Source organism: Vibrio quintilis, from assembly GCF_024529975.1.
GTDB lineage: Bacteria > Pseudomonadota > Gammaproteobacteria > Enterobacterales > Vibrionaceae > Vibrio > Vibrio quintilis.
In genome coordinates this window covers 1,816,924-1,829,582 of sequence record NZ_AP024897.1, presented here as the reverse complement: position 1 = coordinate 1,829,582, position 12,659 = coordinate 1,816,924, and the positions used below count along the sequence as shown (strand labels likewise).

Sequence of the window (12,659 nt, the reverse complement as noted above, 5' to 3'; positions counted from 1 at the left end):
CCATCGATTTAGGCAACAAAGTCCCGCTAAACACCCACTTCGAGGTCATTAATTTTCATAGGCTTACTATAATAATAGCCCTGAAAATTCTGTGCTCCTAGCTTTTTGAGAACGGTTTCAGTATCCTGATCTTCTATTCCTTCAACAACAACTTCTAGAGATAAGTCCAGACACAATGAAATGATGTTTTTGATTGTCAATAGAATGTTTTCGCTCTCACTACCATCCATATTGCAAATGAACACCCTGTCTAATTTCACCTCATCAATTGGTAAACGAGCCAATAAATTAAGTGAAGAGAGTCCTGAACCGAAATCATCCAATGAAATCTTAATCCCCAAAGCTCTAATTTCTTCCATAACTTGAATAATTTTTTCGATGTTATTCATCAAAACACTTTCAGTTAACTCTATTGTTAATGAACCAGGTTCTATTTCGTGTGTTTCAGTTATGTTCCTTAAGTTAGAAATAAAAGTCTTTTCCAACATTTGAAGCAACGAAACGTTCAAAGCAATATTCGGGTTAAAAGAGTAAATATCAGAGAGTTTTTTTCGATCTTTAATGACAGTATTGAGAACAAACCCTCCGAAGTCATGAATTAGGCCTGTAGATTCTGCTAATGGTATGAAAACATCAGGTGGAATATGGCCAAGTTTAGCACTATTCCACCTTAATAGAGCTTCGAGGCTGTATACTTCACCATTTGAGTTTACCTTAGGTTGATATGAATTAGTCACAACCTAATCTGACACATCTTCTTGAAAAGTTGAGAGTTACCCGTTTTGATAAAGGTGCTGAATCTTTAATCAAACAAAAAAGAGGTAACTCTCATGCTTCATACTAACAATCCCATTATCAAACACAAAGCGGGTTTATTAAATCTGGCGGAAGAATTAGGCAATGTTTCCAAGGCATGTAAGATTATGGGCGTATCCAGGGACACGTTCTATCGCTATCAGGAGCTTGTCGAGCAAGGCGGAATTGATTCCTTAGTGAATCAGTCCCGCAGAGCACCCAATATTAAGAACCGGGTTGATGAATCTACAGAAAAGGCTGTCGTCAGTTACGCCATCGAATTTCCAGCTCATGGTCAGGCGCGTACCAGCAATGAACTCCGTAAGAAAGGAATCTTTGTTTCCGGCAGTGGTGTCCGGTCGATCTGGCTACGGAATAATCTGGAGAATTTCAAAAAACGGTTGGCCGCTTTAGAAGCCAAAGTCGCCAGTGAAGGAATCATTTTAAGTGAAGAGCAGGTTGCAGCGCTGGAGAAAAAGAAACAGGATGATGAAGTGTGTGGTGAAATCGAGACGCATCATCCCGGCTACCTGGGGTCACAGGACACATTCTACGTCGGTAATCTCAAGGGTGTTGGCCGGATTTACCAGCAGACCTTTGTCGATACTCACAGCAAAGTGGCTTTCGCAAAACTTTATACCACAAAAACACCGATCACATCGGCTGATTTACTCAACGATCGTGTCTTACCGTTCTTTGAAGCCCATCAGCTTCCGCTGCTGAGGATTTTGACGGACAGAGGCACAGAGTACTGTGGCAAAGTGGAGCAGCACGATTATCAGCTGTATCTGGCTATCAATGATATCGACCATACAAAAACAAAAGCCAGACATCCTCAGACAAACGGTATCTGCGAGCGTTTCCACAAAACGATTCTCAATGAATTTTATCAGGTCACGTTCAGGAAAAAGCTCTACAGTTCATTAGAAGAGTTGCAAAAAGATCTGGACGAATGGCTGGATTATTACAACAATGTTCGAACTCATCAGGGAAAAGTCTGCTGTGGGCGGACACCGATAGAGACATTATTGGATGGAAAAAAGATTTGGGCAGAAAAGAATTTAGCTCAAATCTAATCTGACGAAAGCACCGAAAAAATGGGTAACTGTCAGATCAGGTCTGAGCTAGTACAGTTGATAACAGACATATAGTTCCTGACGCCCTATTGCATATTGGAGTTCTTCTTTTAGAGTCGTTGTTCGAATAAACTCATCCAAGAGATGGGATTCATAGCGGCACACTTTTAGATTGTGTTTTTTTGCTTTATCTAGTGCTAAGTTAGTATTCCTTTTAATGTCACTCAGGCTAACAATATTACCATCAAAGAAAAACAGACCTATTCTAATATCAACTAAAATATAATGATTTTCACATTTTATCGGCTTTGAAAGCAGTAACGTAACTTCTCTAGAAATTGTGTCCAATGAAGTTGCATTACTATGTATAGCAAACTCGTTGCCGCCAACTCTAACTGATCTGCACCAGGTAGACTGGACACTTTGTTAAGCGACATATTGTTTTTCAAAGTTAACTGGGCTTAGATACCCAAGAGCACTGTGCCTTCTTGTTCGATTATAATCAACTTCTATGTATTCAAAGAGTGCTTGGCGCATTTCTTCTCGTGTCATAATAGGCTCGTATTGGATTGCTTCTACTTTCATTGAATGGAAGAAGCTTTCAACACAAGCGTTGTCCCAACAGTTTCCTTTCCTACTCATACTCTGTTTTAGTTTATGAGCTGCGATTAACTCTCGGTAATCCTTTGAACAATATTGGCTGCCACGGTCGCTGTGAATAATCACATCCTTTGGTAAACCTCTGCGGAATAAAGCCATTGAGAGCGCATCACAAACTAACGTTGCAGTCATTCTTGTACTCATCGACCAGCCAATGACTTGCCGTGAATAAAGGTCAATAATGACGGCTAAATACATCCAGCCTTCACTTGTTGCGAGATAGGTGATGTCTCCAGCCCATTTTTGATTCGGTGCTGTTGTAGTAAAATCTTGCTCAAGCAAGTTCGGGGCGATTGGTAACTTATGCTTACTATCGGTCGTACATTTGAACTTACGAGCGGCCTTTGCCACCAGATTTTGTCGATTCATGCTAGCCGCAATGGTCTTCACATCGTGTTTAGCACCACTGCCTTCAAGCTCTTTTTGAATACGCCTTGCGCCATCGCGTTCTTTTTTATCTTCAAAGACTTCTCGAACTTTGATATCAAGCAGCTTACGCCGTTCGTCGCGTTGAGTGACCTTATGGCGATTTTCAATCCAGTAATAAAACCCACTTCGAGAAACCCCAAACACCTTAGCCATACGGACAATCTTATATCGCATCAGGTGTTCGAGCATAAACTCATAGCAATCTATTTTAGATTTTTCGCGAAGTAGGTGGCGGCCTTTTTTACGATGTCTAATTCTTCAGCTTGTTCGGCTAATAATCGTTTGAGCTTGGCATTTTCAATCGCTAACTCTTTTTCTCTATCACTGGTATTTGTGTCTTTTTTGACAGCTTTTCGCCATCCATAGATTTGAGATTCATATAACGATAGTTGTCTGGCCGCAGCAGCGACGCCCACTTTCTCGGCTAGTTTGAGTGCTTCTGCTTTAAATTCAGGAGCATGTTTAATTCGTGTTTTCTTAGTTGTCATTGTTCACCTCGTTAGTGATTGTACTCACTTAACTCAGTGTCCAAAACTATTGGTGCGGATCAAACAGCTATAGTTTCTTTCTTGTTATCATAAATTGACAATATATCCGCAACTTTTGACACCAATTGATCACCAACTGAATGCCCCAACAAGCCATTAATTGTTGATAAGTTCTCTATATAAAAAACTCCAACATTGACTTCCTGTTTTGATTCAACTTTATCGGTTAGAAATCGATCGAAATAAAGAGCGTTTTTCATATCTGTCAAATAATCATGCTCTATCAGATATTTAGCATTTTTTTCATACTCTGTAGTTCTCACTCTGATATTAACAAATATAAAAGTAAGAATTAAAATAAAGAAAGCATATAGATATAAATACTGTAAAGTTATTGATACAAATCGTTTATTAAATTGCTTCTCATTAGACTCTAAGGTGAGCCATATTTTATAATCTGAGATAAAAACGCTTGTTGTAAAGCTTTCTCTCAAAGATCCATTAATTGAGTTCACTATAGGTAAACCCTCCAATTTGAGGGTATCTATACTCTTTCCAGTTTGTTTTTCAAGACGCGCAAGTTGACTTTTCACTAAGCTGTCTTCAACAGGGGCATCATAAATTTGGTTTTCGATATTGTTCGGCCCGACAAACTGAAAGTATCTATCTATATCCCTCCAAATTATCAAGGAATCGATACCTTCGACATTGTAAATATCGTTAGGTGAATCAAAAATACTTTCAACAGATACTACAATTGAGACGATAAATGTCTCATTACGAAACTGTATGGGTTTGTAGAGTGGCATGACTAAACCCAATTCAGGCTTGAAATGACTACGACCTAAAATTAGATTAGAGCCTAACAGAGTTAGTTCTGTTATATCTGGTGACAGTTGTAGATTTGTATTCCCACTAGTTAGAACTTGCTTTCCAGATATACTATAAACAGCAAATGAAAACACACTCTCATTTGTGTCTACTAGATATGAAATTTTCTTTTCGAGATCACCACTTTTACGATTCGATACATCGTATTCAAGAGCCTTACTTGATATCTCTATATAGTTTTCATAATTTTTTAACTTGTTCTTTATTTCATTAGATAGTAACAGAACTCTACTTTTTTGAATGCTTACGATACTATCTAACATACTATTGTATGAGTTGAATATTAAAAATATAACGAAAACTGTAGAGGAGAAAAGTATTAAAAAAAACACAGGCCAAACACTACGCTTTTTCATCGGTAAAGCACTACCATTATACATCACTAAATCACTATCATGTTAGTATTTGGCCAACATATGCTAAGACAACTTAAACTTAGAAACAAGTTCATTCAAGTGCAGTGTTTGCTGAGCTAAATCACTACATTCTTCTTTAGCCCTCTCCACTGCTGATGCTGTATCTTGAGCAATAGAAGCAATCGCTGTTACATTAACACCCAGCTCTGATACAACGCTTGATTGTTCCTCTGTTGCCGCTGCAATTTGTATGTTCATTCCGCTAATCTCTTTGATGCCTACAGAAATGTCTTCCAGCTTATTTCCTGACAACTCTGCTAGTTCTCTGGAAAGAGAGGCTGAATTTACACTTGATTTCATTTCACTTACACTGTTTTCAGCACTTGCTTGCAATTGAGTAATAATGGATTCTATTTCTACCGTAGAATCATGGCTTCGTTTAGCAAGGTTACGGACTTCATCTGCAACGACTGCAAAGCCACGGCCTTGCTCACCTGCCCTTGCTGCTTCAATAGCTGCGTTCAAAGCGAGTAGATTTGTTTGTTCAGAAATATCTCTAATCACTTCTAAAACCGAAGTAATATCGTTAGCTTGCGTAGCAAGAGAGCTAATAACACGAGAAGACTGCTCAATACTCTCAACAGTTTCAGAGACGTTTCTTACAGTATCAACGGCAGAAGTTAACCCCTCTGTAGCGTTGCGTTCTCCTTCTTGAGATCGTTCGGCAGCACAACTTGCGTTATTTGCAATCTCCTTTACCGTATGCCCCATCTCTTGAATCGCTGTTGCCATCTGATCGCTTTGGGAATGTTGCTCAACAGTACCATTGCTAATTTCAGACATTTTCACATCAATTGCTTGTATACCTGCATCTACAGTACTAGAGGCACGCCTAATATCTAGAAGCATACCCGACAAAGAACTAATAAATGTATTATAACTTTTAGATAAGCTACCTATCTCATCAGATTTAGAGTCATCGAGACGTATAGTCAGGTCACCACTACCACTAGCTACTTGTTTTAACATCTCATCTAGCTTACCTAACGGAGCCATAAGGTGATGAATCATCCATACACTTAACCCAAGAGAAAGGAGTGCGATAAGAACTGTAGACCCTACAAGCTTATATACCATTAACTTTACAGGTTCAAACACCTCGTCCTGGTCAAGCTCGGCTACAACATACCAGTCAAGCTCTGGTACAAAGTTTGTCGCTACAACCTTTTTGTCTCCTTTAACGTTGGTAAAGGTATACTGGATATCAGGGGAACGGGAAGTGTTTATTGCATCTGGATAAACTTCAGGCAATGTAATATCGACAAACTTCGAATCAGGATGAACTTTCACTTGTTGCTTTGAATCAATCATATAGACGTAGCCTTGATCGCCGATCTTATAACCCGAGATAAGCTCCGAGAGCTCTCGTGCAGACAAACTCATACCAACTACGCCTAGAAACTTACCGTTAGCGACCACCCTGTAGTTAATGAACAGTTGTAAGCTATTAGTTCGTTCATCCAAGCCAAGAGACAGGTCATACTGTTTTTTAGATTGTACTAATTCGTAAAACCATTGGTCATTTTCTTGACTAACCCTTTTTAACAACCCTGACTGCGTATAGTACTCTCCAGTTTTTGCTGAAATGATATAAACGCTTCCAGCATCAAATGCATTTTGTATTTCTTCTAGATACCCAATAATTTCATTATCGTAATTAGTTAGGGAGTCAGATTCAGTCAGCAAGCTTATATAATGGGGAGTGGCCACGATACCTTTTGACGCAACGATTGCAGTAACTAAGCTGTTAGCTACCCCCCCCCGACACCGATTCTACGATCGCAGGAATCTCAGATGAGAATAATCGCTCTTCTATGGTATCTTCAGCTTCCAAAGCGGCAGTCACGGTTAATATAGAAGCAACAATCACGAGCGAACAAGTAGCGAGTGCAGTTAATTTTAGTTTTATATTCACGGAATTACTCCATTTACAATTTTTTGAGTAATGTAACAAATATTAGCTTTTGCTTATATTAACTTTATTAAGTATCAATAGAAATGACTCTAATGTGAGATCTATGTCGTACGGAAACATCTAAGTCGCTACAAACTAAAGCGACCTAAAATTGATAACCCTCAATTTGTAGTATAGGCTCTATTTAACAAATGATTAAATTAAAACATCGAATTTGAATAGTTTACTGCGAGCAATTAAACATCTTGGCTGGAAAATGTTTTTTCTTTTGAGTTTTCTTTACATTCTTTCGAGCCTGTTGATTTTAGTCACTACAGCTAAATTTTTTGTCGACACTCAGTCCGACAAGCATACTCAGGCTATCAAGCAAGAAGTCGAGTTAGTGCGCTTTAAGATAGAGTCAAACCTATATAGAGATGCATACTTAGCTGACAGCTTAGCAACACTCATTACTCTAGCGCCCGATTTTGCGCTTTCAAACTGGAAATCAGTTGCTGGTCGGTTGCACAATAATTCAGAAACCATTGTCACTATAGGTCTCAGTCCTGATGACATTATTAAACGAATCTACCCAGAAAAAAATAACACATCAGCATTAGAGTTAGACTTTAGAACTGTACCTGAGCAATACGCTGACGTAGTTAAAGCAAAGCTTGAAAAGAAGTTGTACCTCTCTGGGCCGATAGAGCTTGTGCAAGGGGGAACAGGGTTGGTTGCTCGGTATCCGATTTTTTCTAATCCTCCCTACAATACAGAGTATTGGGGCGGGTTGAGTGTAGTTATAGATTATAATCAACTCCTAGAACGTTCTGGGGTGCTTGATTTGGAGGGGGTAACTTCCGCTATTGTTAGGGATTTTGATGTTATTTTCGGTCAAACTTTAGAGGATAAAGCACCCGACTTTTCATATCCGATATATGTACCTAATGACATTTGGTATATTTACATTTACCTAAATAAAGAGTACAACAGCCAGTTTAAAGAATTCAAGTATTACTTTTACCTTTTAGGCATCATCACATTCATAGTAATTTACATATTGGGGATCTTACTTTTTTTGAACTTCAATAAGGTAAGAGAGTTGTCCTTTAGTGACGCACTAACAGGTTTACCGAATCGAAGATACTTCATGTTAGAACTGGATCGTATAGCTAGTGGTGAAAACGAACATTTAGAAGTAGCTCTACTAACACTTGACCTTAACGATTTTAAATTTATTAATGATAATTTTGGACACAAAAAAGGGGATGAAGTCCTTATTAGTGCGGGGAGGCTTCTTCGCTCTACTGTCAGAACATCGGATATTGTTGCTCGTTTAGGGGGAGATGAGTTTGTTGTATTGCTACATAGATTCAACGATGAAGCTTGTATTAAAACTGTAATACACAAAATTAAATCAAAGCAATTGAGCATTCACTCGGACGACGAAGGAATTTCCTGTACATTTAGCATCGGGTATAGTTACTTCAAGGGTAAGAAACGCGACTTCTGCATTGAAACGCTTATCACAGCTTCAGATGATAACATGTATTTAGATAAAGCTTTTCACAAAGCTGAAAAGATAGCGAGAGACTAACTTAATTGATACTGACCTAAACGACTAGGCGTAATAACCCTTTGATTTACATCCCTATACCACCGCCTATGGCGGTGGTGATTGTTCCTCAGGGCTATAGCCCGTAGTAGTGCCCATGGTAGAAGTTTCACTCTTATTCACCCACAAGTAAGAGGAAATGTACGGCGTTTTTCAACTTCCACGATGCGGGACAACTTCAAAACATGAGGTTAAAAGTGCCAATAGATTCAGCTGTATTTGTGGTGTGGAGTCTATTAACTGGCTTCATTCTTGTCGCTGACAGCGACAAGGCCAACTACAAAGTTTGCTGAGGCCAGCTCGTTACCTCGCTGAACAGAACCAGAGTTCAGAAATGAAGGTAGGTGAGATCTACATCAGCAATTCTCACCACAATAAGGTAAGACGAACTAAACCAATGTTATTGCTTTCAATAATAAGAGGAGGACACTTTTTTTAATTTTTACAGTAACCATTTTGAAAAAAACTCAAAAAAGTATAAAGAACTAACATAGGGTTAATTCCCAGATTAATAGTCTAGATGAAATGCATTCTATGTAGCTCTTACTGCGTTTAGTGAATACAGCATTACTCCAAGCAATTTTATTGAAAACCAGCCTGGCCTCCTTCCGCGCAGCGGGCCAACTAAAAGTTAATGCTTGCGTTCAGATGGTGCAGTGATGCCAGTACTAGGGATTTGATTTGACGTAGACTCACGAATAGCTGAGTCGTCTGAACCACGGTTTATCATTTGCTCAGCAAAATCTTTGATGTTTGGAGCGATAGGTTGAAGTACCCCGTTCAAATCAACCAATGCTTCATCTTGCTTGGTTGCCTCTTCTTTCTTTGCCAGCTTAATTTGCTGCTCAAGCAACTTGATCGCTTCATCTTGTGGCGATGATGCAGGAAACTTACCGTACTTAGCCTTGTACTGCGTGCGATATGTGCGCTTCATCACTCGAACATCTTTAAGTTGATACTCAAGCTGCTCAGCTCTAGTTTTAGTCTTTAGTCTTTAGTCTTTAGTCTTTAGTCTTTAGTCTTTAGTATTTCAGTGATCTCAACGTTCGCTTTCTCAATTAGTTTTTCGTAGTGTCGGACTTTCTTCGCCTTGGGCATGCTTGGACGGCCGAGCCATTTTTGCTCTTTCACCAAGTGACTTTCGTCCTCTGCTTCAATATTTTGAAGAATCGTAGCCTGGCGACGAATGTATTTCTTTAGGCGCTCTACTTCATCCGCTTTTTTTCGGCCTGCCTTGTCTGCCAGCTTGTAACGAATGATATCGCGTTCATTCCAAGGCTCTATACCTTCTTTCTTTTCAATTTTACGGTATGAGTCTAACGAAGTGATGTATTTTTCCAGAGCTCTGCGTTGGAGAACAGCCAATGGAACTGGAGGCCTACCCATTCGCTTTTCCGAAGCGGCAAACTGTAGTTCCTTATCTTGCTGAAGCTGTTCGAACTCTTCGGTTAGGGTCTCTTGATAAAGCTTATGGTCTCGAGATGCCCTACTCCTCGCTTTGTCGATTTCAGATGTTTTCTTTCTTCCGCGAGTTTCCATTTTTGGTTGGGCCATGCTGATCTCCGAGCTTATCAAACGTCGATTTACTATATTATTTATATTTGCAATATGTAAATATAATCAACAACCAAAACAAACCAATAATCAGTCAAATTCTACAATACAACCAAAAGCCAAGGTCAAACCCAAAACAGTCCTCAAGACTTTAAATAATAGTGTCAATTTAATACAAAACCACACGAACATGAGTACAACTCACACAAATGGGCCTTATTTAATTGACATGAAAATTAATTGTTATTAGTAAACAATAAAGTATTAGATTTCACTAAATATTACTTGGTATAATAAGCTTATATTAAGAAATCCACACTCTGTAAAAGCGAATGCAAAAAGTGGGATTTAAATTTTTAAGGAATAGGTTCATAGCCAGCTATCTTTTACATACCCAAAAAGCTATCAACAAGTTGCTGCTATTTTGGATGTAAAAACTGGATACTCAAGCCTGTGGGCTCTGCGTTAGTGGACAAGAAAAGGAAGTAAACAATAACAAAAAATAACTAGAAAGCGATAGAGAGGTATCTATGAACGCTTCAAACAAAAAGCTAGGCGCACCACTCAAGAGTGATGAAGACAAGCACAACAGCTACATCAAGCTCTACTTAACAGCTGAGCAGAAAAACTGGATTAAGCAGCAACAAAAAGCTGCCGGTGTTAAAAGCACTTCACGCTTTCTCTTTAAGCTACTCGCAGAAGCAAGCTTAAAGCGACAAATCAGCTTCGCTGTAAACAAGCAAATTAACAACGACCTTCAGCTCCAGCTCTCAAAGCTCGGCAACAACGTAAACCAAGCAATCGCCTTTCTTCACTCAACTGGCGACGTTCAATACATCGAGCAAACAAAGCGCGAACTAGAGCTTGTGATGATGACACTACAGCAAGTCTCAGCTGAAGTTAGAACTCATGCTGACATGAAGCCTGCTCCAGAATTTCCTCACTAAATTGAGCACAAAAGGGGCTCTCAGAGCCCCAAAAAACCAACAACAAAAACAATAAATGGTGAACAACATGGCAATACTAAAAATCACAGAACGTCGACCTGACATCGAGCCCACACTGAACTATGTCTATCGCGGTGACAAACACGAGCACGAAATCAATTTGATCAAGCATATTGGCGGTAACATCTTCTCACCAGATCCGATCATTCGTGCTGATATTACCGGACTTCCAACTGAAGTGAATCTTGAGATGATTATTGCGGAGTTTGAAGCACAAGCCGACTTGCATGACGGCAAAGGCGAAAAGCTCTTTAAGCACTACATATTATCTATCGACCCGAACGATAAGCCGCTAGCTGATCACGAATGGCTTGAGAATATCCAACAAGATTTAATGCCTACTTTGGGCTTCGATGAATCAACTAAATATGTGATCGTCAAACACGATGATAAGCACAATTCTCATTGTCATATCGTGTGCTGTATGACGAAAGGCGATGGCTCCCTTGTCAAAACTAATGACGACGTTTTCAAAGGCTTCGAATCTATGCGCAGAATGGAAAAGAAGTACGGCCTCCGCAAGCTCGACAGTCCGCAGGATAATTGGGGCCATCACTACACCAAGAAGGAAATGAAAGGGGCTAACGGTGACAGAGAACTAGCTAAAAAACGCGATGAAGCTGCAATCGTCCGGGCTCGTTTTAAAGCAATCGAAAGTGAAAATGGTGGCAAACTACCGGCAACAATGACCAAGTTAGTTTTTGCGCTTTCTCGCCGTGGTGTTGATGTAAAGTGCAGACAAGACGATAGTGGCAATATCATCGGCATCTCATACTCAGCTGATGGTGGTCCGCTCATCTCTGGTTCTAAAGTAAAAGCAACAAGACTTAGCTTCAAAAACCTTCAACTTAAAGAGCGCGTAAGCTACGTTCCTGAGCGCGACAATGTTGCTCTTCTTGGTGAATGGAAAGACGCTAAAGAGTTCACCATTCAGCTTCAAATCACGCCAGCTCAGTTCAAACAAATCAAAGCGAAGCGCCCGCCCAACAAAGCACACCGCATTCAAAATAAAGACTGGGATCGATACTATGTTAATCTCAACTTTTGTCGTTCGAAATACGAAAGGAATATAGCGCTACTCTTTGCAGAAATAATCAAACTATTCGATGCCCTTTTCGGCAAGCTGAATGATGCTGAGTTTAACCTGTTACTTACGCTTGAGCATCAAAAACAATGGGATGCATACAAAGCAGCATTTGCTGAAGTCTACGAGCCATCTGTAGAGAGAGTCTATAATGCTGAAGATGATTTAAGTCTAGCTATCGAGCTTGACGAAGATACCGGATGGCGACATGAACCAGGTGACACATCTTACGAATTGGACTCTCACGCTTTCTAAATCCTAAGCACCTGACCAAAACCGCCCAAAACCCGACTTCTCCAGCAGTTCGACCTTCATTAGCACCATTTTTCCATATCGATACGCTACGTGAAAAGTAATGGTGCTTGCGTACCCCTGTCCACAAAATGAATCAGATTTTAAATTAGACCCCATACAAAAATGCGCCGATATACCTTTGCTTGTATATTTTATATATCAATATAAGTATCAAATTCATATAAATATCAGTATATTCTTATACCCATACTGATATAAAGATTATAGTGGTACTGATATTGCCTTTATGCAAATTCTGATATGTAGTTTATATCTAAATGAGTATCATTTTAATACACATGTTAATATATCGAGAGGTGTGCAGTCATAAAATAGAACACTCATAGAACTGAAACCAAGTGGGCTGTTTTCTCGGCTCGCCGAGGAATATATCAAAAATCACAATCTAATTATTATTAGCTACCAATTCATGTAGATACTTATAGTAAAAGAATG

At 39.4% G+C, this 12,659-nt stretch carries 10 protein-coding genes; 4 read left to right on the top strand and 6 right to left on the bottom strand.

The features are described from left to right. Positions 1 to 26: 26 nt before the first annotated feature. Positions 27 to 737 (bottom strand): EAL domain-containing protein, encoded by a 711-nt coding sequence (locus OC443_RS08660; protein ID WP_073586692.1) that lies wholly within the window; start codon positions 735 to 737, stop codon positions 27 to 29. A gap of 93 nt (positions 738 to 830) precedes the next feature. Between OC443_RS08660 and OC443_RS08655 the strand changes: the two genes are divergently transcribed. Then, entirely contained in the window at positions 831 to 1,871 is a 1,041-nt protein-coding gene (locus OC443_RS08655; protein WP_073584295.1) for an IS481 family transposase, read from the top strand. Positions 1,872 to 2,297: 426 nt separating this feature from the next. Here the strand turns inward: OC443_RS08655 and OC443_RS08650 are convergent. The 3 genes from OC443_RS08650 to OC443_RS26310 all read right to left on the bottom strand — a co-directional run bounded on the left by OC443_RS08650 (position 2,298) and on the right by OC443_RS26310 (position 6,465). Beyond that, positions 2,298 to 3,448 (bottom strand): IS3 family transposase gene (locus OC443_RS08650; protein WP_143169485.1). Its coding sequence is split into 2 segments (ribosomal slippage): positions 2,298 to 3,205 and positions 3,205 to 3,448, totalling 1,152 coding nucleotides; the frame shifts between segments, so codons are not numbered across the junction. Between the two features lie 59 nt (positions 3,449 to 3,507). Further along, positions 3,508 to 4,602, bottom strand: coding sequence for a diguanylate cyclase domain-containing protein (locus OC443_RS08645; protein ID WP_262021658.1), 1,095 nt, complete (start codon positions 4,600 to 4,602; stop codon positions 3,508 to 3,510). A gap of 156 nt (positions 4,603 to 4,758) precedes the next feature. Beyond that, the gene (locus OC443_RS26310; protein ID WP_073585954.1) at positions 4,759 to 6,465 is read right to left on the bottom strand and encodes a methyl-accepting chemotaxis protein; all 1,707 of its coding nucleotides are present in this window, start codon (positions 6,463 to 6,465) and stop codon (positions 4,759 to 4,761) included. A 419-nt stretch (positions 6,466 to 6,884) separates the two neighbouring features. Here OC443_RS26310 and OC443_RS08630 point away from each other — a divergent pair, with 419 nt between their 5' ends. Continuing rightward, on the top strand, positions 6,885 to 8,246 hold the full coding sequence (locus tag OC443_RS08630) for a diguanylate cyclase domain-containing protein (protein ID WP_143169426.1): 1,362 nt from the start codon (positions 6,885 to 6,887) through the stop codon (positions 8,244 to 8,246). Between the two features lie 649 nt (positions 8,247 to 8,895). On the opposite strand, the gene OC443_RS08625 is transcribed toward OC443_RS08630, so the two are convergent. Both OC443_RS08625 and OC443_RS08620 read right to left on the bottom strand, forming a co-directional pair. Beyond that, entirely contained in the window at positions 8,896 to 9,198 is a 303-nt protein-coding gene (locus OC443_RS08625) for a hypothetical protein (RefSeq protein WP_073585956.1), read from the bottom strand. A 74-nt stretch (positions 9,199 to 9,272) separates the two neighbouring features. Further along, the gene (locus OC443_RS08620) at positions 9,273 to 9,818 is read right to left on the bottom strand and encodes a hypothetical protein (protein WP_073585957.1); all 546 of its coding nucleotides are present in this window, start codon (positions 9,816 to 9,818) and stop codon (positions 9,273 to 9,275) included. 530 nt (positions 9,819 to 10,348) lie between these two features. Between OC443_RS08620 and OC443_RS08615 the strand changes: the two genes are divergently transcribed. Together OC443_RS08615 and OC443_RS08610 are read left to right on the top strand one after the other, a co-directional pair. After that, entirely contained in the window at positions 10,349 to 10,765 is a 417-nt protein-coding gene (locus OC443_RS08615; RefSeq protein ID WP_073585958.1) for a plasmid mobilization protein, read from the top strand. A gap of 67 nt (positions 10,766 to 10,832) precedes the next feature. Continuing rightward, positions 10,833 to 12,164, top strand: a complete 1,332-nt coding sequence (locus tag OC443_RS08610) for a relaxase/mobilization nuclease domain-containing protein (RefSeq protein WP_073585959.1) — start codon at positions 10,833 to 10,835, stop codon at positions 12,162 to 12,164. The last annotated feature ends 495 nt before the right edge of the window (positions 12,165 to 12,659 follow it).

Coding starts and splice junctions, on each gene's coding strand:
- OC443_RS08655 (WP_073584295.1), top strand. CDS start 831: ATGCTTCATACTAACAATCCCATTATCAAACACAAAGCGGGTTTATTA.
- OC443_RS08645 (WP_262021658.1), bottom strand. CDS start 4,602: ATGTTAGATAGTATCGTAAGCATTCAAAAAAGTAGAGTTCTGTTACTA.
- OC443_RS08625 (WP_073585956.1), bottom strand. CDS start 9,198: ATGAAGCGCACATATCGCACGCAGTACAAGGCTAAGTACGGTAAGTTT.
- OC443_RS08620 (WP_073585957.1), bottom strand. CDS start 9,818: ATGGCCCAACCAAAAATGGAAACTCGCGGAAGAAAGAAAACATCTGAA.
- OC443_RS08615 (WP_073585958.1), top strand. CDS start 10,349: ATGAACGCTTCAAACAAAAAGCTAGGCGCACCACTCAAGAGTGATGAA.
- OC443_RS08610 (WP_073585959.1), top strand. CDS start 10,833: ATGGCAATACTAAAAATCACAGAACGTCGACCTGACATCGAGCCCACA.